Annotated in this window: 20 protein-coding genes; 3 read left to right on the forward strand and 17 right to left on the reverse strand. The window is 57.4% G+C overall.

Annotated elements, in window-relative coordinates:
• The 3 genes from AC2FND_RS14720 to recA all read right to left on the reverse strand — a co-directional run.
• A partial coding sequence (locus AC2FND_RS14720; RefSeq protein ID WP_496770544.1) for a DUF1330 domain-containing protein occupies positions 1 to 164 on the reverse strand: 164 nt, incomplete at its 3' end.
• 1 nt (position 165) lies between these two features.
• Positions 166 to 2,838, reverse strand: coding sequence for an alanine--tRNA ligase (gene alaS / locus AC2FND_RS14725; RefSeq protein WP_496770521.1), 2,673 nt, complete (start codon positions 2,836 to 2,838; stop codon positions 166 to 168).
• A 169-nt stretch (positions 2,839 to 3,007) separates the two neighbouring features.
• Positions 3,008 to 4,075 (reverse strand): recombinase RecA, encoded by a 1,068-nt coding sequence (gene recA / locus AC2FND_RS14730; RefSeq protein WP_496770523.1) that lies wholly within the window; start codon positions 4,073 to 4,075, stop codon positions 3,008 to 3,010.
• Between the two features lie 192 nt (positions 4,076 to 4,267).
• Between recA and AC2FND_RS14735 the strand changes: the two genes are divergently transcribed.
• Positions 4,268 to 4,861, forward strand: coding sequence for a sulfotransferase family protein (locus tag AC2FND_RS14735; RefSeq protein WP_496770525.1), 594 nt, complete (start codon positions 4,268 to 4,270; stop codon positions 4,859 to 4,861).
• A 4-nt stretch (positions 4,862 to 4,865) separates the two neighbouring features.
• Here AC2FND_RS14735 and AC2FND_RS14740 read toward each other — a convergent pair whose 3' ends face one another.
• From AC2FND_RS14740 to guaB, 3 genes are all read right to left on the reverse strand, one after another.
• Positions 4,866 to 7,157: an ATP-binding protein gene (locus AC2FND_RS14740; protein ID WP_496770527.1), complete on the reverse strand. Its 2,292-nt coding sequence runs from the start codon at positions 7,155 to 7,157 to the stop codon at positions 4,866 to 4,868.
• A gap of 108 nt (positions 7,158 to 7,265) precedes the next feature.
• Positions 7,266 to 8,423 (reverse strand): RsmB/NOP family class I SAM-dependent RNA methyltransferase, encoded by a 1,158-nt coding sequence (locus tag AC2FND_RS14745; protein WP_496770529.1) that lies wholly within the window; start codon positions 8,421 to 8,423, stop codon positions 7,266 to 7,268.
• 93 nt (positions 8,424 to 8,516) lie between these two features.
• Complete coding sequence (guaB, locus tag AC2FND_RS14750) at positions 8,517 to 9,965, reverse strand: IMP dehydrogenase (RefSeq protein WP_209596318.1); 1,449 nt, start codon at positions 9,963 to 9,965, stop codon at positions 8,517 to 8,519.
• A 217-nt stretch (positions 9,966 to 10,182) separates the two neighbouring features.
• Between guaB and AC2FND_RS14755 the strand changes: the two genes are divergently transcribed.
• On the forward strand, positions 10,183 to 12,228 hold the full coding sequence (locus tag AC2FND_RS14755; protein WP_496770530.1) for an ASKHA domain-containing protein: 2,046 nt from the start codon (positions 10,183 to 10,185) through the stop codon (positions 12,226 to 12,228).
• 53 nt (positions 12,229 to 12,281) lie between these two features.
• Here the strand turns inward: AC2FND_RS14755 and AC2FND_RS14760 are convergent, their stop codons facing one another.
• The 11 genes from AC2FND_RS14760 to AC2FND_RS14810 all read right to left on the reverse strand — a co-directional run bounded on the left by AC2FND_RS14760 (position 12,282) and on the right by AC2FND_RS14810 (position 21,291).
• Entirely contained in the window at positions 12,282 to 13,388 is a 1,107-nt protein-coding gene (locus AC2FND_RS14760; protein WP_496770532.1) for an alpha-hydroxy acid oxidase, read from the reverse strand.
• Complete coding sequence (gene comE / locus AC2FND_RS14765; RefSeq protein ID WP_209503877.1) at positions 13,388 to 13,942, reverse strand: sulfopyruvate decarboxylase subunit beta; 555 nt, start codon at positions 13,940 to 13,942, stop codon at positions 13,388 to 13,390. The genes AC2FND_RS14760 and comE overlap by 1 nt, the downstream gene beginning before the upstream one ends.
• Positions 13,939 to 14,445, reverse strand: coding sequence for a sulfopyruvate decarboxylase subunit alpha (gene comD / locus AC2FND_RS14770; RefSeq protein ID WP_496770533.1), 507 nt, complete (start codon positions 14,443 to 14,445; stop codon positions 13,939 to 13,941). The genes comE and comD overlap by 4 nt, the downstream gene beginning before the upstream one ends.
• Before the next feature lie 46 nt (positions 14,446 to 14,491).
• Positions 14,492 to 14,902 carry a universal stress protein gene (locus AC2FND_RS14775; protein WP_209503875.1) on the reverse strand — a complete coding sequence of 137 codons (411 nt, stop codon included), beginning with the start codon at positions 14,900 to 14,902 and terminating at the stop codon, positions 14,492 to 14,494.
• A gap of 23 nt (positions 14,903 to 14,925) precedes the next feature.
• On the reverse strand, positions 14,926 to 15,906 hold the full coding sequence (locus AC2FND_RS14780) for an alcohol dehydrogenase catalytic domain-containing protein (RefSeq protein WP_496770535.1): 981 nt from the start codon (positions 15,904 to 15,906) through the stop codon (positions 14,926 to 14,928).
• Positions 15,903 to 16,664 carry an SDR family NAD(P)-dependent oxidoreductase gene (locus tag AC2FND_RS14785; RefSeq protein ID WP_496770536.1) on the reverse strand — a complete coding sequence of 254 codons (762 nt, stop codon included), beginning with the start codon at positions 16,662 to 16,664 and terminating at the stop codon, positions 15,903 to 15,905. Before AC2FND_RS14785 ends, AC2FND_RS14780 begins: the two co-directional genes overlap by 4 nt.
• Positions 16,657 to 17,964 carry a histidinol dehydrogenase gene (hisD, locus tag AC2FND_RS14790; RefSeq protein WP_496770538.1) on the reverse strand — a complete coding sequence of 436 codons (1,308 nt, stop codon included), beginning with the start codon at positions 17,962 to 17,964 and terminating at the stop codon, positions 16,657 to 16,659. Before hisD ends, AC2FND_RS14785 begins: the two co-directional genes overlap by 8 nt.
• Before the next feature lie 12 nt (positions 17,965 to 17,976).
• Positions 17,977 to 19,305 (reverse strand): TRAP transporter large permease, encoded by a 1,329-nt coding sequence (locus tag AC2FND_RS14795; RefSeq protein ID WP_480505120.1) that lies wholly within the window; start codon positions 19,303 to 19,305, stop codon positions 17,977 to 17,979.
• A gap of 11 nt (positions 19,306 to 19,316) precedes the next feature.
• Positions 19,317 to 19,829, reverse strand: a complete 513-nt coding sequence (locus tag AC2FND_RS14800) for a TRAP transporter small permease (RefSeq protein ID WP_480505117.1) — start codon at positions 19,827 to 19,829, stop codon at positions 19,317 to 19,319.
• Positions 19,830 to 19,936: 107 nt separating this feature from the next.
• Positions 19,937 to 21,082 (reverse strand): TRAP transporter substrate-binding protein, encoded by a 1,146-nt coding sequence (locus tag AC2FND_RS14805; protein ID WP_496770540.1) that lies wholly within the window; start codon positions 21,080 to 21,082, stop codon positions 19,937 to 19,939.
• A 23-nt stretch (positions 21,083 to 21,105) separates the two neighbouring features.
• On the reverse strand, positions 21,106 to 21,291 hold the full coding sequence (locus AC2FND_RS14810) for a hypothetical protein (RefSeq protein WP_496770541.1): 186 nt from the start codon (positions 21,289 to 21,291) through the stop codon (positions 21,106 to 21,108).
• Between the two features lie 134 nt (positions 21,292 to 21,425).
• On the opposite strand from AC2FND_RS14810, the gene AC2FND_RS14815 reads away from it, so the two are divergent.
• Positions 21,426 to 21,973: LacI family DNA-binding transcriptional regulator (locus AC2FND_RS14815; protein ID WP_496770542.1), on the forward strand; the 548-nt coding region annotated here is incomplete at its 3' end.

Below are 21,973 nucleotides of genomic sequence, written 5' to 3' on the forward strand. Positions count from 1 at the left end.
ACTACGTTTCGTGGACGTTCCTTACCTTCCAGCTGAACGTACCGTGCAGCACGGGCGATAAACTCGCCCCCGTGCTTGGCGATGGCCGGTCCGGCCAGTTCCGCGTATTTGCCGTAAGCCTCAGTGTTCGTCACCGTGACATGCGCAATCCAAAGAGCAGCCATATTAACCTCCCAAAACCTGTTGTGCGGCCTTGATTGCCGCATCTGCATTTGATGCATCCTTGCCGCCGCCCTGGGCCATATCAGGACGACCGCCGCCGCCTTTTCCGCCCAACTCGATTACCGCAGCTTTGACGAGATCCACCGCCGAAATCCGTCCGGTCAGGTCTTCTGTCACACCAGCCGCAACGGCCGCCTTGCCGCCCGTATCCGCAATCAGCAACACCGCACCCGATCCAAGGCGGCTTTTGTGTTCGTCGATCAACGCGGGAAGGTCCTTGCCTGAAACACCGCTGAGCGCTTGTGCCAGGAATTTCACACCGTTTACATCCCGCGCCCCGGCACCACCGCTCTGACCGGCCCCGCCAGCCATAGCCAAATCCCGGCGCAACTGAGCCACTTCGTTCTGCAAGGCCTTGCGTTCGTCCAGAAGGCTTTTCACGCGCGCCACCACGTCGTCCGGTTGCGCTTTCAGTTCCGATGCCACCTGAGCCAGACGTTGATCCTGAGCTGAAAGATAGCGGAAGGCTTCACCCCCGGTCAGCGCTTCGATCCGACGCACACCTGCACTGCTGGCGCTGTCACCCAACACAACAAAGGTGCCGATATCACCTGTCTGGCGCACATGTGTGCCGCCACAGAGTTCTATCGACCATGTATCGCCTTCATGGCCTTTGCCTGTTGGCGCCTTGCCCATGGAGACGACACGAACCTCGTCACCATATTTCTCGCCGAACAAGGCCTGCGCGCCCAATGCGCGCGCGTCGTCAGGTGTCATGACCCGGGTTTCAACGATCGAATTCTGGCGGATGAAATCGTTCACCTCACGTTCGACTTTTTGAATTTCCTCCAGGCTCAGCGCTTTGGAATGACTGAAGTCAAACCGCAAACGATCCGCCGCGTTCAGCGAGCCGCGCTGCGCCACGTGATCACCCAGCGTTTCGCGCAACGCTTCATGCAGCAGGTGCGTGGCCGAATGGTTGGCGCGAATGGCGGAACGGCGGGCGTGATCAACTTCAAGCTCTACCGCGTCGCCCTTGCAAATGACTCCGCTTTGAACCGCCACCTTATGAGCATAGACCTTGCCGTCGGCAAACTTCCTCGTGTCCTCCACGCGGCTCAGGTGATCGCGATCCTCCAGCCGACGCAACGCGCCAGTATCACCGACCTGACCACCGGCCTCTCCATAGAACGGGGTCTGGTTCACGACGACCCAACCGCTGCTGCCCGCGTCGATCTTGTCGACCAGCGAACCATCAACAACGAGGGCGGCAACCTGCGCTTCGGTTTTCTCGAAATCGTAGCCCAGGAAATCCGTCGCACCGGCTGCATCCAGAACATCGAACCATACGACCTGATCCGCTGCTTCACCTGACCCGGCCCATGCGGCACGTGCCTTGGCCTTTTGTTCGGCCATCGCGGTATCAAAACCGTCCGTGTCAACGCTCAGGCCCTTTTCACGCAGCGCATCCTGCGTAAGATCCAGTGGGAAGCCATAAGTGTCGTAAAGCTTAAAGGCTGCTTCACCTGACAGGGGCGCCCCCTCGGAAAGCCCCGAAACCTCATCATCCAGCAACTTCAGACCACGGTCCAGTGTCTGCTTGAACCGGGTTTCTTCCAGCAGCAGCGTCTCTTCGATAAGCGGTTGCGCCTGTTTCAGTTCAGAATAATGCCCACCCATCTGCTGCACCAGCGTAGGCACCAGGCGATGCATGACAGGATCCTTTGCGCCCAGCAGGTGCGCATGGCGCATGGCGCGGCGCATGATCCGGCGCAGAACGTATCCGCGGCCGTCATTGCTGGGCATCACACCGTCTGCAATCAGGAACGAGGTCGACCGCAGGTGATCCGCGATCACCCTGTGATGCACGTTCTGGTCGCCATAGGGGTCGACACCGGTCGCGTCTGCCGAAGCCTCAATCAAGGTCTTGAACAGGTCGGTGTCATAATTGTCATGACTGCCCTGCAACAGCGCCCCAATCCGTTCGAGCCCCATACCGGTATCGATGGACTGCATGTCAAGCTCGACCATCGAGCCATCTTCGAACTGCTCGTTCTGCATGAAAACGACGTTCCAGATTTCGATGAACCGGTCGCCATCCTCCTCGGGTGATCCCGGAGGGCCACCCCAGATGTGATCGCCGTGATCATAGAAGATCTCGGTGCACGGGCCGCAAGGTCCGGTCGGACCCATCTGCCAGAAATTGTCATTGGTGGCGATACGAATGATCCGGTCCTCGGGCACACCGACCTTTTTCCAGATTTCAAAGGCTTCATCATCCGTGTGGTAGACGGTCGTCAACAGGCGGGTCTTGTCGATACCGAATTCCTTGGTGATCAGTTCCCAGGCAAATGGGATCGCTTCATGTTTGAAATAATCCCCGAATGAGAAGTTTCCCAGCATCTCAAAAAACGTGTGGTGACGCGCCGTATAGCCAACATTGTCGAGGTCGTTGTGCTTGCCACCCGCACGCACACATTTCTGCGCCGTAGTGGCGCGTTTGTAATCGCGGGTTTCGAGACCGGTGAACAGGTTCTTGAACTGCACCATACCTGAGTTCACGAACATCAGCGTCGGGTCATTGCGCGGCACCAGCGGGCTGGACGCGACGACCTCATGCCCTTGTTTTTCAAAGTAGTTCAGAAAAGTCGATCGGATGTCGTTCAGGGTTGGCATAGGGCTCTCTCGGCGCACATATATCTTGGTCTCCGTTGGTTTAGCCCCCTGTCAGGTGAGTGTCCACAGCAGAGGCACACAGGAACGAAACAAGGCGACCCGATCAGGTCGCCTTGTTTCAAGTGTTATAGTCTTTGCGCAGATGTCAGGGGTTACCCACTTCAGGACATCAGGCCTCCAGAATATCGTCATCCTCGGCAACGCCTGGCGACATATCGAATTCCAGCCCATGCGCCGCGCGGATCTTGTCTTCGATGTCCAGCGCCACCCGACGGTTTTCCCGCAGGTACTGTTTGGCGTTCTCGCGCCCCTGCCCGATCCGCTCATCACCATAGCTGAACCAGGATCCTGACTTTTCAACAACGCCGGCTTTGACGCCCAAATCCAGCAACTCACCCATCTTCGAGATGCCTTCGCCATACATGATGTCGAACTCGACCTGCTTGAACGGTGGTGCGACTTTGTTCTTCACAACTTTGACGCGGGTCTGGTTCCCGACAACTTCGTCCCGATCCTTGATGGCGCCAATCCGGCGGATATCCAGCCGAACCGAGCTGTAGAATTTCAGCGCATTGCCACCGGTTGTGGTTTCCGGGCTGCCGAACATCACGCCGATCTTCATCCGAATCTGGTTGATAAAGATGACCATGCAGTTCGAGCGACTGATCGAGCCGGTCAGTTTGCGCATCGCCTGGCTCATCAATCGGGCCTGCACACCGACACTGCTGTCGCCCATGTCCCCTTCGAGTTCCGATTTCGGCGTCAGCGCAGCGACCGAGTCGACGACAACCATGTTGACCGCGCCCGAGCGCACCAGAGTATCCGTGATTTCAAGCGCCTGCTCACCGGTATCGGGCTGCGAGATCAGGAGCTCATCCAGATCAACACCCAGCTTTCGGGCATATTGCGGGTCCAGTGCGTGTTCCGCATCCACGAACGCGCAAACTCCACCCCGCTTTTGCTGCTCAGCAATGCAATGAAGGGTCAAAGTGGTTTTGCCGGAGCTCTCAGGCCCGTAAATTTCAACGATACGCCCCATCGGCAGTCCACCGATACCCAGCGCGATATCCAGACCCAGCGAGCCGGTCGAGCTCGCCTCGATGTCCTGCCGGGCATCTTCGCCCAACTTCATGATCGACCCTTTGCCGAACTGCCGTTCGATCTGGGCCAGCGCACTGTCGAGCGCCTTTTGCTTGTCTGCGTTTTTCTTGTCGCTCATTGTCAGAAGATCCGCCATTGTCCTGTCGCCTTCCCTTTTGTCACACCCTTAATCGGGCGGCAATCGCTGCTTTGTTCGCCTCTTGTTCCTTATGAGATCAAAAAGAGAACATTTCAACTAAAACTTACAGAAATCAGTCTTCTGCAATTGTATTAAAGAGTCGTTTACGACAATCTGCACAAGTAACATGGCAACCTCGGGAACCGATAAATGCTTGTTTTTTATAAAGAACGACTTGCTTTTCTTTCAGTCCCCAAGACCGGAAGCACGGCTTATCACACGGCGTTGCGTGACCGGGCCGATCTCATCGTGACACATCCGCCAGAGCTGAAACACGCCCCGGTGCGTCGGTATGACCGGTTTTTCCAGACCATGTTTCGAAAACTGTTTGATACCGAGATGGAAATTATGGCCGTTGTGCGCGAACCGTTGGATTGGCTGGGCAGCTGGTACCGGTTCCGCAGTCGTGTAGACTTGATAGGTCAACCGCGCTCGACACGTGACATGAATTTTGACGCCTTCGTGCAAGCCTATTTGCAGGACACACGTCCCGAGTTCGCCAATGTCGGCAGCCAGGCGCAATTCTTTCGTACTCGCAACGACAGTTCTGGCGCTCGTCATATTTTCAAATACGAGCATCAGGACAAGGTGTTGGACTTTCTGCAAACACGTCTGGACATGCAGATCGACCTGAAGCGCGAAAACGTTTCGCCTCCGGGAGATTTGCATCTGTCACCTGCGACCGAACAGAAGTTTCGAAATGCCTTCCCGGAAGAATTTGCGCTGCACAAAGCCGCAATGTGATCCATCAGTTGAGTTGTTGAAACACGGCCTCAGTCAGTTGGTTGAGGGAAAACGGCTTGGGCAGAAAGGTTGAGTTGGAAATATCCGGTCCAGTATCGCCGAATACACCTTCAGTATACCCGGACACGAAGATCACACGCGCGTCCGGGCGCGTCTCCCTAGCTTTGCGAACCCATGTGGGCCCGTCCACTCCCGGCATGACAACATCTGTGACGAATACGTCGACACTTAACGCGGAATCTTCAAGCAGTCGAAGCGCCTCTTCTGCCGAGTCCGCCTCGAGCACGGTGTAACCCTTCAGTCGCAGCGCGCGCGTTGCAAAGGCGCGAACTGGTGCCTCATCCTCGACCAGCAGCACCACGCCCTCACCCTGTCTGGTGCTCTGGGCTTCGGGCTGGACTGGCAATTCGGCTTCGACATGGGTCGCTGTCTCGCAAATCGGAAGAAAGACAGTGAACTCGGTGCCCCGTCCAATCGCACTGTCGACAAAGATGAACCCGCCGGTCTGCTTGACGATCCCGTAGGCCGTTGAAAGCCCAAGGCCAGTGCCTTCACCAGTTCGTTTCGTGGTGTAGAAAGGTTCGAAAATCTTCTGCAGCTTATCTGCTGGGATACCAACACCGCCATCCACAACCTTGACTGACACATAATCGCCCGGTTGTACGGTTGCCCTGTCCCGCATCAAAGGCTGCGAAAGGGTCAACACACTGGTTTCGATGCGAATTTCGCCCCCGTCCGGCATGGCATCCCGCGCATTAACGACAAGGTTCATCAGCACCTGCTCGAGTTGACGCTTGTCCGCCCGCACGGGTTTGAGCACCGGATCGTGGCTCAGCGTCAATTGCACCTTCTCGCCAACCAAACGGTTCAGCAGGTGAATAAGGTCCGAGATCGTGTCACGCAGATCCAACACTTCGGGCCTGAGGGTCTGTTTTCGCGAAAACGCCAAAAGCTGACTGACCAGCGCGGCGGCCCGGTTGGCATTCTGATTGATCTGCACCAAATCCCCGTAATCCGGGTCATTCTGGTCATGGCGCAACAGCAGCAGATCGCAGTGACCGGAAATGGCCGTCAGCAGGTTGTTGAAATCATGTGCAACACCTCCGGCCAATTGCCCTACGGCCTGCATCTTCTGGCCCTGAACGAATTGAGCTTCGAGCGTCTTCAGTTCAGTTGCATCGTTCAGAACCGCGATCAGGCATATCTTTCCGTCGACAAACACGCGGCTCAAGGTGACTTGAACAAATATTTCTTTGTCGTCCCTAATGAACCGCAAAAACTCGGATCGCAGCGTTTCTTCATGTGCTTCGGTCCGTTTCAACCAATCCAGCACAGGGCCACCCATACCCCCCATGATGTCGCTGATATTACTGCCTTCAAGCTGCTTCTTTCCCAACAGTTTCACCGCCAGCCGATTACTGTCCAGGATGATGCCGTCCTCGGAAAGCCTGAGGATTGGAACCGGAAGGTCAGAGAAGGACGTGACCGCATCCTGTGCGGGTCTCTGCGTAATCGGTAACACACAAAGGCTTCGCTCTGACCCGGATTGAGAAAGTACGGAGACGGCTGCCAGAACATGACCATCGCGGGTCCTGACCGCGTTAACAGCCCCGATCCGCGGTTCCGCTTCGCTGAAAATATCCTGCACCCCGGCAGGGTGCGCACCAAACAAACGCTCGGCCGTGGCATTGACGCGCAACACGTCACCTTCGAGTCCAAGGGTTACAACCGGCAAACCAAGGGTTTGCCAACTCTCCTGTTGAACACAGCTGAAACTCCAGCAGAACAGCCCCGGCCTCAATTGATGCACGGAAACCGAAATGGTCCGGTCGCCACCGGGAAACTCGCTCTGGGCGCGTCCCGCGGACTGCGCCCGCGATTGCAGGCTTAGTAAAATCGCCGATGGATTGGCAAACTTGGAGCGCAAACAGCGGGCCAGGGTTTCGCCCCGTACGGCCCCCAGCTTTTTCTCCGCCAGGACGTTCGCGGCCAATATATCACCATACCCGTTTGAGATCACAACCGGAGCATCCTCGCGCTCTGCGAAAGCGGCAAAAAGGGCTGATATCTGTTGCAAATGCCTGTTCGCAATCGCCCCCTTGATCCCAAACAAAAGCGCCACAACCAGCAGTGAAATGCCTGTTGCCAGCAAACCCTTTGTCCAATCCGACGGCAGAAACCCAACCGCAGGTGCCAAGCTGATCAACAGCGCCACAAACACCAACGACCCGATCCGAAACACCGATGGATTATCGGCGGTTGAAGGGACTGGAACAAATTCAGTGATGTCAGGCATAAACGGCTCGGGCACAGGTTTTGCGGTAATAACAGGTAGAATTGGTTAACACTCGCCTAACGGCGCTAAAAAACAAATCAGCTACCCAGGGTTGTATTTACCGAAAGATCAGCGCGTCAAGTGTGACGTAAAGAACCCGTCGGACCCGCGCGTTACCTGCCACGCCTGCCGGAAGGTTTCACGCCAGCCCGCATGTTTTGTCAGAAACCTGTCGACAACCGCATCGTTCTCGTCGGCAAGAACCGAACACGTTGCATAAGCCAGCACTCCACCTGCTTGGACCAATGGCGTGATATCTGCGAGAATGTCAGCCTGAATGACCGTGAGTTCTTGCAAACGTTCTTCAGTCAACGCCCATTTGCCTGCCGGTGCGCGCCGCCACGAACCGCTGCCAGAACACGGGGCGTCGGCCAAAACGACGTCAAAAGGCCCGTGACCAGCAAGTTCCGCGCTGTTCAGGATGGTTATTCTGGCCCCTGCCCGTTCTGCCCGCGCTGGAATATCCTTCATTCGGCGTGCGTTTACATCATGAGCGTATACTTCGACGCCTTTGTTTGCAGCAATCGCAAGCGACTTGCCGCCGCCCCCGGCGCAATAGTCCAAAACGCGCATTCCAGGGCGCAGATCCAAGGCAGCAACAACCGCCTGACTTGCCGCATCCTGAAGCTCGACCAGGCCCTGAGCGTATGCCTGGCTTTGCGCGATCCGACGCGCGCCCTCTGTCACCTCCAGCCCGGTCTCACATATCGGTGTTGGACGGGCTGAAATACCGTCGGTTGCCAAAGCATCAATCGCCCGGTTTGTTTCCGTTTTCAACAGATTGACCCGCAGAAAAACCGGGGCGCGCTCTTGCAATGCCAATGCGCAAGGCACGGCGGCATCGTTCAAGGATGCAACGAACCTTGGCCACAGCCAGTCGGGAAGATCATATCTCTCGGCGTCGGATGCAAAATCCCTTGATACTTCGTCATTTTGAAGGGCTTCTGGCGCGTGGCGGTCACCGGTAAACAACTCAACCGGATCTTCACCCGATGCGCGAATTGCGCCGATCACCAGGCCGCGGCCAGTTCCGGAACCACCCAAAGCAGCAAATGAGCGTTTGCACCGCACAGCGTCAAACACATGATCGCGAATAGCTGCCCGATCCTTGGAGCCCGCAAACCTGCTGCGCCGCGCCCAGCCGGTCAGCGCTTTTTCAACCGGGGCCCCGGCCAGAATTTGATCCAATATTTCAATCGAGGCCTGAACGCGGGCAGCAGGTGTCATCACGGATTACCTTGACTGAAACAGGCCGTGACAGGCCAATACAAAATAGCTACGGCACCCCGAGCATGGGTGCCGTATGTCACGCGCAACGGCTTACATCACCCGGTAGTTCGGGCTTTCACGTGTGATCTGAACATCGTGCACGTGGCTCTCTTTCAGACCTGCGCCCGTGATCTTTACGAATTGGCAGTTTCTGCGCATCTCTTCGACAGTCGCGCAGCCGGTGTATCCCATCGCGGCGCGCAAACCACCAACTAGCTGGTGGATCACTGCACTGGCTGATCCTTTGTAAGGAACCTGCCCTTCAATCCCTTCGGGTACCAGCTTGTCATTTGCTGCGTCCTTCTGGAAATACCGATCCGCCGATCCGCGCGCCATCGCACCAAGACTGCCCATACCGCGATAGGATTTGAACGACCGGCCCTGATACAAAATGACCTCACCCGGGCTTTCGTCTGTGCCCGCGATCATCGAACCGACCATGGCGCAGGACGCGCCAGCCGCGATTGCCTTGGCAAAATCGCCCGAGAACTTGATGCCACCATCCGCAATGACCGGAACATCCCCCGCCGCAGCCGCACAATCACTGATCGCGGTCAGCTGTGGGACACCAACGCCCGCCACCATGCGTGTTGTACAGATCGAGCCGGGGCCAATGCCCACCTTGATGGCGTCAGCACCCGCATCGATCAGTGCCTTGGTCGCCTCGCCTGTGGCCACGTTTCCGGCAATGATCTGAACCTCGTTCGACAGGGTCTTGACCCGTCTGACCGCATCCAGCACGCCCTGAGAATGACCATGCGCCGTATCGACGACAATGATATCCACGCCCGAAGCCACCAGTTGCTCGGACCGCTCAAATCCCGCGTCTCCAACCGAAGTCGCGGCAGCCACTCGCAGGCGGCCAAGCCGGTCTTTGCACGCAGTTGGGTTCAGAACGGCCTGTTCGGTGTCCTTCAGCGTCAGCAGACCTGTCAGTTTTCTCGTGCCATCAACGACAAGAAGTTTTTCGATACGACGGGCCCGCATCAGGCTTTTGGCCTCTTCCAGATCGGCGGGTTCTTTAAGCATTGCCAGGTTTTCCGAGGTCATCATCGCCTTGATCGGCGTGTCGTCTGAATTGGCAAAGCGCATATCCCGGTTGGTCACGATACCAACCACGCGACCATCTGCGTCAACCACCGGGAAACCGGTGAAATTATAGCGCTCGACCAGAGCCTTCGCATCGGCCAGGGTCTGATCCGCACGCAAGGTAACGGGGTTGTAGACGATACCCGACTCGAACCGTTTGACGCGGCGAACCTCGCGAGACTGCTCTTCTACGGAAAGGTTCTTGTGGATGACCCCGATACCGCCCGCCTGTGCCATGGCAATGGCCATGCGCGCCTCGGTCACAGTGTCCATGGCCGAGCTCAGCAGCGGGATGTTCATGGTAATCTCACGCGTGACACGCGTGGTGGTGTTCGCTGTTGCCGGCAGCACTGAAGATGCGGCCGGAACCAGAAGAACGTCGTCAAAGGTGAGTGCCTCACGAATCTGCATCTGAATACCCCATGCAAAAGCCCGTTTGGCGGTGACCCTATTGCATGGATTGAACCAAAGGAAAAGCCCTTGGGGGCAACTCTGTGGCTCCAGTTGCCTATACAGCCGAAGAAAACGACGCATGCCGCGCAAATCGTGCCGCTGATAGCCCTTTCCCTTTGCGCTCAAACCCATATCTTGCCGGGAAAACGCGCGAACACAAAAAGGCATGTCACTCATGACCACCGACCCACTTGTCGTCTTTACACCGTCCGGCAAACGCGGGCATTTTCCTGTCGGAACGCCCATTCTGACCGCAGCCCGCCAATTGGGAGTGGATCTGGATTCGGTTTGCGGGGGCCGTGGTATCTGTTCAAAGTGTCAGATCACCCCAAGCTATGGCGAGTTTCCCAAGCACGGCGTCACGGTGGCCAAGGATGCGCTGAGCGAATGGAACGCTGTCGAGCAACGATACGACGACAAGCGCGGTCTGAAACCCGGTCGTCGACTGGGCTGTCAGGCTTCGGTTCAGGGCGATGTCGTGATCGACGTACCGCCAGAAAGCCAGGTACATCGTCAGGTCGTTCGCAAGGCCGCCACGGCACGCGCCATCACCATGGATTCAGCAACGCGTCTGTATTTCGTGGTGGTCGAAGAACCCGACATGCATTCGCCAACCGGCGATCTGGAGCGCCTTGAGCGCGCACTGCGCCAGCAGTGGAAAATTGACGCGGTCACAGCGGATCTGTCACTTTTGTCCAAGCTGCAACCGGTTCTGCGCAAAGGCAAATGGGAAGTCACTGTGGCCGTACACAAAGGTCACAAGGATAGAGTCGCACGCATCGTCGAAATCTGGCCCGGCCTGCACGAAGGCGGGCTGTATGGGCTGGCCATCGACCTTGGCTCAACTACGATTGCGGCTCATCTGACCGACTTGGAAACCGGCGAAGTCAAGGCGTCATCGGGTTTGATGAACCCGCAAATCCGCTTTGGCGAAGATCTGATGAGCCGTGTTTCATATTCCATGATGAACCCCGGCGGGGATCAGGAAATGACAAAAGCCGTGCGCGAGGCGATCAATGATCTGACCACCTCAATCGCTGAAGAAGCCAGCATTGACACCGCGCTGATCGTTGAAACGGTGTTTGTCTGCAACCCGGTCATGCACCATCTGCTGCTGGGTCTGGACCCGGTAGAACTGGGTCAGGCGCCCTTTGCCCTGGCCACGTCCGAGTCGATGTCCCTGCCCGCACGCGAGATGGAACTGACCACCATGAACCCCCGCGCGCAGGTCTATATCCTGCCTTGCATCGCGGGCCATGTGGGCGCGGATTGTGCGGCAGTTGCCCTGTCCGAAGAACCCGGCAAGTCCGAGGATTTGGTTCTGATCGTTGATGTGGGCACCAATGCCGAAATCCTGCTGGGCAACACCAGCCGCGTTCTGGCCTGTTCCTCGCCCACAGGGCCTGCGTTTGAAGGCGCACAGATCAGTTCTGGCCAGCGCGCTGCACCCGGCGCGATCGAGCGGATCGAAATCGATCCTCTTACCAAGGATCCCCGCTTTCGCATCATCGGGTCCGAGAAATGGTCGGACGAAGACGGCTTTGACCTTGATGTCGCCACCACTGGTATCACCGGTATCTGTGGATCGGGCATTATAGAAGCTGTGGCCGAGATGCGTATGGCTGGCCTTCTGGACGAAAGCGGCCTGATCGGATCGGCCGAGCAGACTGGAACGGCCCGCTGCATTCCTGAAGGCCGCACACATGCTTACCTGATTCACGACGCCAGCGCCGAAGGCGGCCCCCGCATCACTGTCACGCAGGGCGACATCCGCGCCATCCAGCTGGCAAAATCCGCGCTTTATGCCGGTGCGCGCCTTCTGATGGACGAGATGGAAGTTGACAAGGTGGATCGTGTGGTTCTGGCCGGTGCCTTTGGCGCTCATATCTCGACCAAGCACGCCATGGTTCTGGGCATGATCCCTGATGCACCGCTTGACAAGGTCACCAGCGCGGGTAACGCCGCTGGTACAGGTGCACGGATTGCGCTGTGCAATATCGGATCACGCGCTGAAATCGAACGCGTCGTGCGCGAGATCACCAAGATCGAAACCGCCATTGAGCCGAAGTTCCAGGATCATTTCGTGGCCGCCAACGCGATCCCGCACAAAACCGATCCGTTTCCGGAACTGGCGCAGGTTGTCACGCTGCCCAATCCAAGCTTCAACACAGGTGGAGAGAGCGAAACAGGCGGTGGGCGCCGTCGCAGACGCCGCGGTTAAACCAGCATAGGAACGACTCGCAGGTACGCCTCGGGTCGTTCCCCAAACTGGTTTCAGGTTTCGAGACGCACCTCGCCCAGCGACGAAACGCCCATCTGCGCCATGGCAATACTCATTTCATCACTCAGCACAGACCACAGTTGCTCAAGCCCTTCTTCCCCTTCTGCCGCGATTGCAAATTGCAGGATGCGGCCGAAGAAGGCAAAATCTGCGCCGTTTGCCAAGGCTTTCAAAACATCCTCGCCCGAGCGCAAACCGCTGTCGTAAAACAGCGGATATTCCGGACCGACGGCGTTCCGAATTTCAGGCAATACGGCAATCGGCGCGGGCGCACTGTCCAACTGGCGGCCACCGTGGCTTGAGACCTGAATGGCATCGACACCTGCCGACTTGAGGTTCAGCGCGTCCTCTGCATCCAGAACGCCCTTGACCACCAGTTTCCCGGCCCACTGGTCGCGCAGACGGTCCAAAGTCTCCCAAGTCGCCTTGGCCCGGCTTTCCCGTCGATCAAAATCATATCCGTCCATCAGGAAATTCGCCATTTCGGGCTTGCCCCGCAGTAGCGTTGATAGCGACCACCGGGGGTGCAGGGCAAAATCAAGCACCTGTTTTGGCCCCATTTTGAATGGCATCCTGAACCCATGGCGCAATTCACGCGGGCGACGTCCCACTTCGGGCACGTCCACCGTCAGCACCAGCGTTTCGTACCCCGCAGCCTTTGCGCGCTCGACCAGCTTGAACGTACCACAGCCATCGCCGCTGAAATACAGCTGAAACCAGGCATGTCCTTCTGCCTCGACAATCAGGTCTTCCAACGGGGTCGATGCGACGGTTGAGACCCCAAGCGGCACCTCGTACCGCGCCGCAAGACGTGCCAGCATCAGATCTGCACCGGGGGCCGACAGATTGCACATACCCATCGGTGCGATGCCAAACGGGCGTTGGGTCGACCTGCCAAAGACGGAACAAGTAAGCGACCTTTCGCTGACATCATTCAGAATTCTAGGGCGAAGGGTCAGCGCATCCAGTGCAGCCCTGTTTCGGGCTGCACCAACCTCGGCCCCGGCAGACCCATCGATATAGTCAAACACCATCCACGGCAGACGCCGCCGCGCCAGGCGGCGGGCGTCTTCGGAACTGTGGATAGCGCTGGATAGCATCAGGCCTGTACGGCCTTCATGAACCGGTCGCGGATCACCACCGGATCCATCGTGATAACAGGCATCTTGGCGTTTCCGCTTTCGCACTTGGCCACGATGATGGTCATCTGTTTCGAATCCAGCGCTTCTTGCAGCACGCGGCCGGTGTCTTCGGCCTGACATTCGATTACTCGCTCGCATCCCGCGGCTTCCGCCATTTTCGCCAGAGAGGTCTTCTGCCCGGCATACGTCGGCTGATCCCCAGTGGACCCGTACGACCCATTATCGACGATCAACAGGATATAGTTGTCCGCCACGTTGTTGGCGATGGTCGGCAAGGTACCCAGATTGGTCAGAACCGACCCGTCCCCATCGATCACGATAACCGGCTTGGGCTGCGACAAGGCCAGACCCAGACCGATGGATGAGGCCAGCCCCATCGTGCCCAGCATATAGAAATTGGTAGGCTGGTCGTCGATGGCATGCAGTTCCTGACTCGGAATGCCGATGTTGCAAACAACAAGCTGATCGCGCAGGATCGGAGCGATTTCTTTCAGAATTTCAGAACGGATCATTGGTCGCCATAGCCTCCCCAGAAACTGGCATCGGTCAGAATGGCGACCGGTTTATTGCACATAAAGGTGTATTTGAGGATCGTGTCGAGCTCCTCAACATCTGACTGATGGTGGAAATGATAAGTCGGGATATTCAGCTGAACCAGCAGTGCTTTGGTATGCACGGCCATTTCAACCTGGCAGGCAACCGGTTCGCGCAGCTCTCCGCGATAGGAAATCAGCATGGGCAAAGGCATTCGGTAAAACTGGATCAGTGTCGCCAGCGTGTTGATCGTCACACCGATTGCGGTGTTTTGCATGATGATCGCGGGACGCTTGCCGCCCATCCATGCCCCGGCGCACAGGCCCATCCCCTCGTCTTCCTTGTTGGACGGGATGTGATAGATGTCCTCTCGCTGGTCGATTTCAGCGATGACGCCTGCCAGTTGCTTGCAGGGGACGGTGGTGACGAACGAGATATCGTTGGCCACCAGGTCGTCGGTTATCTTCTTGTCTATGTTCATGGTCGGGCTGTTGGTCCTGTTGGGGCGCTTGGCGCGATTAAGGAAATCAGGTTCTGCGGTGCACATGTACAGCGCAGGGGGCATGACGAACAACGCGTGACGCTGTCGATCCCAGAAAGTAGTCGCTTAGATCCGGTTTATGCGAACCTATGACAATGCAGTCCACATTGTTGCTGGTCGCGTAGTCAATGATGGTGCGGGCGGTGTGCCCTTTGATGATTTCGGCTTTCACACCATCCAGCCCGTCAACTTTTTGCAACAAGGCCTGCCTCGCGCGCTCGAACCCTTCGGCTACTGCGGATTTGTCCAGATAGGCGCTGACCGATCCCTGTGGCATTTCGTAGACATGCAAGCCGATGACCTCGGCCCCGTTTTCGGACAAGGCACGCGCGACTTCCAGCGTATGCTGTGAAATGCCGTGATCCAAAGCCATCGGGACCAGAATTTTCTTATACATGGTGGCCTCCAGTTCTGTCAGGTTTATCCCCAGGGTCTCAGGATAATCTTTGGTGCGGCTACGGAGCCAGAGCGGATATCGCGAAACGCCTGCGCGCCATCGGCCATTGCTCGCTCATCAACCCAATTCAGTGCGCCAAGACGGCCGTCAAAGATCGCCTGAGCCGTATCGCGGAAATCCTGCGCGGAGTAGGTGTAGGTTCCGATAAAGGTGATCTCCTGCAAGGTCATGCGACGCACGTCCAGACCTCCGGCATCTTCACCCAATCCGACATGCGCGATCACGCCACCCGGCGCGGCCAGGGTCGAAGCGACCGACCGTGTCGCGGCATATCCAACAGCATCAATGACCAACGGGAAAGACCCATTGGGCGCATCCACGAGCGCAAAACTTTCGATTTCCGCCAGATAAGCCCGGCGCAACGCGTTTGGTTCCGCGATTGTAATGTCTTCAATGCCCTGTGCCCGCAGGGCCAAGGCTGCCGCAAGGCCAATGGCCCCCCCGCCGATCACCAAGGCGCGGCGGTCCATCGCAGAATGCAGAGCTTCGATTCCCAATCTGACTGCGTGCCAGCTTACCGCCAGAGGTTCGGCCAACGCAGCCTTGGCGAAAGAGACATCCTCGGGCACGTCGACAAGATTGCTGCCGGGCATTGAGACGTATTGCGCGAAAGCGCCTTCGCGCGGTGGCATCGAGATGATCTGACGATCCGGGCACAGATTCTCGCGACCCGTCCGACATGCAGCGCATTGACCACAGCTTACCAGCGGATTGATCGTTACCCGATCACCCGCACGTAATCCGTCGACAATGACACCGGCAGCCTCGTGCCCGAGGATCAGGGGCGCTGGGCGACGTGCATCATGGCCCAGATAGGCGTGCATGTCCGATCCGCAGATGCCGGTCGCCTCGACCCGGATCAGGTGTTCCGACGCGCCCGGTTCGGCATTCGGCACATCGTCAAACACCATGTGTTCAACATCTTTGTAAACCAGAGCCTTCATTTAGCTGTGAAACCTCCGTCAACCATAAGGACCTGCCCTGTGACATAGCCAGAAGCCTGTGAGCACAAGAACAGGATCGGTCCGTCGATATCCTGCATTCGTCCGTTGCGTCCGATACAGGTTTGCGCGGCGTTCCGTTCTGCGCGCTTGGGGTCATCGAACACGGCCTGAGTCAGTTCGGTGGGAAAGAACCCCGGCCCGATGGCGTTGGCGGTTATGCCGAAAGGCGACCACGCCTCGGCCATGGCGCGTGTCAACTGCCCGATCCCCGCCTTGGACGCGCCATAGGCGATACCACCTGGAAAAGCGCGCGTTGTTTGTAGCGAGGCGAAATTGACAATACGCCCCCACCCCTTTTCCTTCATCGCCGGAACCATCGCCTGACTAAGGAAGAACGGCGCGCTCAGGTTCAGGGCAAGCGTGGCATCCCACCCCTCAGGAGTAACATAATCAGCAGCCTCACGCGTATTCAGGCCAGCCGCATGGACCAGAATGTCGGGGGGGCCAAACTTGGAAGCGACGGCCTGTGTCAACGCATCTACCCCAGCGCGATCTGCAACGTCTGCAACAACCGTTGCAGCGCGCGTGCCAATCTCGGCCTGCATCTCCGCCAACGCATCGCTGCGCCTGGCCACGCCGATAACACGGGCACCTGCTGCGGCAAGAGTTCGTGCCACTTGCCGCCCAAGTCCCGAGCTGGCACCGGTGATACACGCCACCCGGCCTGTCAGGTCAAATAAAGTGCGGGGGTCATCCATCGGCAGTCAAGTCGAACTGCTCGTCCGGGAAATACTTCGCAAGACGCACATCTGCTGCACGGGCGTGACCCTCCATTCCTTCTAACCGCGATATCCGCGCGGTCGCTTCGGCAATGGGCTTCGACCCTTCGCGCGTAGCCCGCTGCCACGTCACGATCTTCATGTATTTGTGGACACTCAGCCCTCCAGTATAACTGGCCGCGCCCGAAGTCGGCAGAACATGGTTCGTACCGGTCGCCTTATCTCCGTATGACACGGTTGTTTCCTCGCCCAGAAACAGCGATCCATAACAGGTCAGTCGTTCCAGCCACCAATCCAGTTCCTCAGCCTGAACCGTCAGATGCTCAGGTGCATATTCGTCGGAACAGGCGGCCATCTCTTCGCGGTTGGAACAGACGATAACCTCGGCATAATCGCGCCATGCGGCCGAGGCGTTTTCGCGGTTCAGTTCCGGCAGATCGGCGATGAGCGCAGGTACCAGTTCCATCACCTTTTGCGCAAGGTCGCGATCATCGGTGACCAGCCAGACCGGCGAGTTGTATCCGTGCTCGGCCTGACTGACCAAATCGGTGGCGACGACATGCGCATCGGCAGACTGATCGGCAAGGATCAAACTGTCGGTCGGACCTGCGATCATGTCGATACCAACCTTGCCGTAAAGGATGCGCTTGGCTTCGGCCACGAACTGGTTGCCGGGGCCCACAAGGATGTTAGCGCGCGGCAAACCGAACAGACCGTAAGTCATGGCGGCAACACCCTGCACGCCCCCCATGGCCAGAATGCTGTCGGCCCCGCAGATATGCGCCGCATAAACGATGGCAGGCGCAACCCCTTCGCCAGGGCGCGGAGGCGAGCACGCTGTGATGTGGCGACATCCCGCAACTTTCGCTGTGGTCACTGTCATAATCGCACTGGCGATGTGGCTGTATCGCCCCCCTGGCACGTAACACCCTGCAGCATCCACTGGAATTGCCTTCTGCCCGGCAATGAAGCCCGGAACGATCTCGGTCTGAACGTCAGATACGGTCGCTTTCTGCGTCTCGGCAAAGCGCCGAACATTGTCGTGGGCGAAACGGATGTCGGCTTTCAACTTTTCGGAAACTTTTGCACAGGCGGCCTCAATCTCAGCCGGGGTCAGCAAGACATTCCCTTCGTACTTGTCGAACTTGGCGGCGTATTCTCTTGCCTTTGCATCACCGCCCGCCTCGATATCGGTCAGAATTGTCTTCACCGTATCATGCACCTCTGAGGCGTGTGATTGAGCCGTTAAAGTTGCCTTTTTCAGATATTCACGAGGCATGTTCAGCAGGTCCTATTGGTAGATTTCAGGTAGCAATGTTGTCGACACGGCTGGCACGTAGGCGATCAGGATCACCACGATCAGCATGGTCAATACGAAAGGCACGGCTCGGGCGGCAATCTTCAGAATGGATTCACCGGTAATGCCAGATACGACGAACAGGTTCAGCCCCAGCGGCGGGGTGATAAAACCCACTCCCAGCGCGGTGATCATCATGATGCAGAACTGGATCTCATTCATGCCGATATTGTCCGCTAGTGGTTTCAGGATCGGTGCCAGGATGACGATATTCGGCGTCGTCTCCATGACGCAGCCCGCTGCGATCAGGATGCCGATCATCAACAGGATCAGCAGATACGGATCGTCTGTCAGCGAGGTCACCGAAGTGACAAACCCCTGAGGAACACCCATGATCGCCAGCGCCTCGGCCAGCGGAGCTGAAAAGGCGATGATCGGCAGGATCACCCCGTTCACCTTTGCAGAGCTGACCAGCATCGACGGAAAATCCGCCAATGTCAGCGTACGCAGGATGAAGCCCATGATGATGGTGACGACAACGGCCGTTGCGCCGGCTTCGGTCGGGGTCAGGCGACCTGAGAAGATGCCGTAAAAAATGATCCCCGGCACGATGAACGCGTACCAGCCCGATTTCAGCGCCTTGCCCAGATTGGCCAACCACTCCCCCATGGTCATCATGCCGCCACCTTCGTAAGCGTAAAGGCGGTTCATGATGATGTTGGTGATCAGGATCGACACCAGGATAGCCAGACCCGGGATCAGAGCGGCCAGAAAAAGCGTTGATGCGGAGATGCCCAGCACAAGGCCGATGATGATATAGGCGATTGAGGGCGGTATCAGGATGCCCGTGCAGGCACCGGCCGCGACCAGAGCACAGGCGTAGGGGCGCGGATACCCGCTTTCCACCAACCGGTTGATGGTCATCCGACCCACCGCAGCAGCCCCCGCAGCATCCGACCCCGAAATTGCGGCAAACATTCCGCAGACCAGCACCGTGGCCGATCCAAAGCCCCCCTTGGCGAAGCATGTCAAAGCCTCGGCAACATCCAGAAACTTGCGTGACAACCCTGTCCGAACCAAAACATCCCCGGTCAGGATAAACAAGGGCACAGCAGTCAGGGCAAAAGCGTCGATGCCAGTAAACAGGCTCTCTCCGACAAGGCTGAGAGGAAGGTCACCGGACATGATCAGCATCACAATCGCTGCTGTCCCAATGGCGGCCCAAACGGGCACGGCCAAGGCAATCAGGCCTACGAACAGGATCACCGGCAGGTAAAAATCCCAGCCCAGTTCAACGGTTTGATTGAGGGAATTCCAAAGCATCCGGTCTCTCCTCAGTCAAACAGCTTGTCACCTTCGAAGACGGGCGTGCCGTCGCGAAGGCATTTCAGATCGCGTAACAGGGATTGGATCAGCCGCCAGATCATCAGGGCAAACCCGGTCGGCACAGCCATCAGGAACCAAACCTTGGAAATCCGCAAACCGTCCGTAACGGAACCAAACTTGGCCGAAACGTGAACCGCTTCATACGACCAGTAGAGTGCGATGATCGCCACCATGAACATCACCAGATCGCCGAAGATATAAAGCAGTGCCTTGGGGCGCGGCCCGACATAGTGCATGATCACATCGATCCGAATATGGGCGCGCTCTTTCACCGCGGCAGCAGCACCAATCCAGGCAAGGTAGATAAAGGAATACCGCACGATTTCCTCGCCCCAGATCGAGGAATAGGCGAATATCTCGCGCCGCAGCACCTCGATGGCCATGGTGATTACCAGCATCACGTAGAACACCAGCAGCAACCAGCGTTCGGCGTTTCGGTCAATGTTCTGAAGAACGGTCATCTGATCCTCCGGCGATGGAACAGCCAAGTCCGCACCTGCCTTGACGGGCCACTGTCGGCCGCGCAGTACAAGATCGTGGACGCCCGCAGGCGCCCACGGGTTTCGCCTTAGGCGTCGTGGACGTAGTATTTGCCCTGCGTACCAGCCGCTTCGACCAGCTTCTCAAAGTTGTCCATCGAACCGGCCAGTTCCGTCTTGAACGGATCCCATTCCGAACGCTGATACCCACCGGCATCCTGCCATTCCGCCAGCTGATCATCGCTGAGCGAATGGAATTCAACACCAGCTTTGTTCAACTCGGCCATGGCATAGGCGCGGGCCGACGGAACTTTGGACAGGTTCTGATGACCGGTCATCTCAGCACCCCACATGATGCCTTCCTGCACGTCTGCAGGCATCGAGTTGAACCACTCCAGATTACAGGAATAAACCTGACTGTCCGGAACGGCCTGCGTAAAGGTCACATGGCTAAGGATGTCCTTGAAACCGAAAACATAAAGCGCCCCGACCGACGGATCGAGCGCGTCGGCAACACCCTGCTTGATCGCAGAAGGTGTTTCGCCCCATGCCACAGGTGTCGGGTTGGCACCGACCATACGATAGTATTGTTGCAGCATCTTTGATCCGGGAACACGGAACTTGATCCCACTCATGTCGCCCGGGGTTATGACCGCATTGCCACCCTGCCGGACAGCGACAACACGCGGATCGATATTCACGTAAAACAGGGCCTTGAAGCCTGCCGCTTCGACCTTGGGGTGGACTTCGCTTTTCCACGTGTCCGAATGGACAAGGTTGGTGAAGCGCTGGTTCGATCCGCACAGATACGGCATGTTGATCAGGTCGACCGTGGACGCGAAAGGTGCAAAATTCGACAGCGAGTGCTGCGCGGCCTGAATGGTTCCACCCTGTACTTTCTGCACCAGCGCGCCGCCTGCGCCAAGCTGGCCGCCGGGGGCCAATTTGACATAGACCTTGCCGTTGGTAGCATTCTGGATGTTTTCCTTCAGGTCCAGCTGCATGATCGGATAGCTGCGCGACGCGCCCAGCACGTAGGCTGTCGCCACTGTCATAACATGGTCTGCGGCCTTTTCGCGCTCACTCTCTTCTTTTGCGGTTTGCGCGGAGGCCTTAGAAGACCACAAAACACCCCCTGCCCCAGCAACCAATGCGGCCGTGAACGCGCCACTCGCGCTCAGCTTCAGAAAGTTGCGACGTTCTGTTGACGCCAGTTCAATCTTGTCGTTGTTCATGAATTGCCCTCCCAAGCAAAAGTTCAGCTGCCGTCTGTTGCGTTTCGGTCAGCTTCCTTTTTCAGAATTGCGACAACGAACAAAATCGAGGCCGCGAACAGAACCAACATCTCTCCTACGTCGCCGAGAAATGCGCTGCCTGCGAAAGCACCCAGTGCAACGTTTGCGAAATAGATCGCGAAAACGACGATGGATGCAGCAAGGACCATTTCCGGGACTCCCTTTCAGAATCGGCTCAACACCTTTGTAAGCGCTTACATCAATATTGCAAGCGCTTACATTGATGCTTTCATCATTTCAAAAATGCGATTAACTTAAGCCAACCGGAATTGAGAGTTCGAGAATGTCAAAACATCGGTCTGCTCCGACACTGGATGACGTTGCCAAGGCCGCGGGCGTATCGACCGCGACAGTGTCCCGCTGTCTGAACAACCCGCAGCAAGTTGTTGAAGCTACGCGCAAACGTGTCCTTTCGACGGTCGAAGAATTGGGGTACACGCCGAATTTCGCGGCCCGTGTGATGGCGGCAAAGCGGTCATTTACCATTGGTGCCATCATCCCCACCATGGAGAACGCGATATTCGCAAGAGGGTTACAAGCGTTTCAGGAAGAAATTCATCAGCGTGGCTACACGCTGCTGGTCTCCAGTTCAGCTTATGAACCCGAAGCGGAAAAGGATCAGATCCGAACCCTGGTTGCACGGGGTGCAGATGGATTGTTGCTGATCGGTCATGACAGGGACGCAGATATTTACGATTACCTGGACAGACGGAAAGTGCCCGCGCTGGTTGCCTGGTCCTTTCTGCCGGATAAACCTGTGCCGTCAGTTGGGTTCGACAACCGCAAGGCCATGAAAGCGCTGGCAGACCAGATCATCAGACAAGGACATAC

It is taken from the genome of Ruegeria sp. BHSB056 (genome assembly GCF_059613305.1).

Bases quoted from the DNA above. Each gene is read 5' to 3' on its own strand.
- AC2FND_RS14785 (WP_496770536.1), bottom strand. From the start codon at position 16,664: ATGGATGACCCCCGCACTTTATTTGACCTGACAGGCCGGGTGGCGTGT.
- AC2FND_RS14760 (WP_496770532.1), bottom strand. From the start codon at position 13,388: ATGCTATCCAGCGCTATCCACAGTTCCGAAGACGCCCGCCGCCTGGCG.
- guaB (WP_209596318.1), bottom strand. From the start codon at position 9,965: ATGCAGATTCGTGAGGCACTCACCTTTGACGACGTTCTTCTGGTTCCG.
- AC2FND_RS14775 (WP_209503875.1), bottom strand. From the start codon at position 14,902: ATGTATAAGAAAATTCTGGTCCCGATGGCTTTGGATCACGGCATTTCA.
- AC2FND_RS14780 (WP_496770535.1), bottom strand. From the start codon at position 15,906: ATGAAGGCTCTGGTTTACAAAGATGTTGAACACATGGTGTTTGACGAT.
- AC2FND_RS14810 (WP_496770541.1), bottom strand. From the start codon at position 21,291: ATGGTCCTTGCTGCATCCATCGTCGTTTTCGCGATCTATTTCGCAAAC.
- comE (WP_209503877.1), bottom strand. From the start codon at position 13,942: ATGATCCGTTCTGAAATTCTGAAAGAAATCGCTCCGATCCTGCGCGAT.
- AC2FND_RS14745 (WP_496770529.1), bottom strand. From the start codon at position 8,423: ATGACACCTGCTGCCCGCGTTCAGGCCTCGATTGAAATATTGGATCAA.
- AC2FND_RS14735 (WP_496770525.1), top strand. From the start codon at position 4,268: ATGCTTGTTTTTTATAAAGAACGACTTGCTTTTCTTTCAGTCCCCAAG.
- AC2FND_RS14795 (WP_480505120.1), bottom strand. From the start codon at position 19,305: ATGCTTTGGAATTCCCTCAATCAAACCGTTGAACTGGGCTGGGATTTT.
- AC2FND_RS14800 (WP_480505117.1), bottom strand. From the start codon at position 19,829: ATGACCGTTCTTCAGAACATTGACCGAAACGCCGAACGCTGGTTGCTG.
- AC2FND_RS14740 (WP_496770527.1), bottom strand. From the start codon at position 7,157: ATGCCTGACATCACTGAATTTGTTCCAGTCCCTTCAACCGCCGATAAT.
- AC2FND_RS14755 (WP_496770530.1), top strand. From the start codon at position 10,183: ATGACCACCGACCCACTTGTCGTCTTTACACCGTCCGGCAAACGCGGG.
- recA (WP_496770523.1), bottom strand. From the start codon at position 4,075: ATGGCGGATCTTCTGACAATGAGCGACAAGAAAAACGCAGACAAGCAA.
- alaS (WP_496770521.1), bottom strand. From the start codon at position 2,838: ATGCCAACCCTGAACGACATCCGATCGACTTTTCTGAACTACTTTGAA.
- hisD (WP_496770538.1), bottom strand. From the start codon at position 17,964: ATGCCTCGTGAATATCTGAAAAAGGCAACTTTAACGGCTCAATCACAC.
- AC2FND_RS14805 (WP_496770540.1), bottom strand. From the start codon at position 21,082: ATGAACAACGACAAGATTGAACTGGCGTCAACAGAACGTCGCAACTTT.
- comD (WP_496770533.1), bottom strand. From the start codon at position 14,445: ATGAACATAGACAAGAAGATAACCGACGACCTGGTGGCCAACGATATC.